Source organism: Candidatus Symbiothrix dinenymphae (assembly GCF_001431085.1).
Genome location: NZ_BBRU01000175.1, coordinates 1 through 706 on the forward strand (window position 1 = coordinate 1; position 706 = coordinate 706).

Here is a 706-nt window from a genome sequence, read left to right on the forward strand (position 1 = left end):
CTATGGTGCCGGACCCACCCCTGAGGCGGCAAAAGCCGATGCTTTGAAAGGCTTGGAGTTGTTTGTCAATTCGCGAGATAAAAGTGAATTGCCTGCAATATTGCAGAGTGAATATACGATTGCATTCGAATATGATATGCAAAGTTTTCTGAATCACTACAACAAAATATTCTCACCCATCGGATTGAAACGCTTGACAGGCTTCAAACAAGAGTCATTACATCACTATTCTTCCGGATTAAAAAAGCCGCGTTTGAGGCAACGAAAAAAAATCGAATCGGCTTTGCACCAGTTAGGACACGAATTATTGGAGGTGAAATTTTAGGCATGGAAGAAAAACCTGCGCTGTATTTAATCCCCGTCACACTTGGCGAAACGCCCATCGACCGCGTTTTGCCCCCCTACAATGCGGAAATCATTGCTAAAATTCGCCACTTCATTGTCGAAAATGTGCGGACGGCTCGGCGATTTCTCAAGCAGACCGACCCCGATTTTCCGATTGACGACTGCACTTTTTTTACGCTTAACAAACATACTTCGCACGGGGAATTGTTGGAGTTTTTGAAACCGATTGCAGACGGCTATTCGATGGGCATTATTTCGGAGGCAGGCTGCCCCGCGATTGCCGACCCAGGGGCGGATGTGGTGGCGATGGCGCAGCACAAAAACATCCCTGTGGTGCCGTTAGTGGGTCCTTCGTCCATAC

1 protein-coding gene and 1 pseudogene are annotated in these 706 nt (G+C 47.5%); both read left to right on the forward strand.

Annotated elements, in window-relative coordinates:
* Positions 1–325: pseudogene (locus ASC50_RS02560) on the forward strand (hypothetical protein); the annotation flags it as partial.
* A 2-nt stretch (positions 326–327) separates the two neighbouring features.
* On the forward strand, positions 328–706 hold a 379-nt coding region (locus tag ASC50_RS02565), incomplete at its 3' end, for an SAM-dependent methyltransferase (protein WP_478209960.1).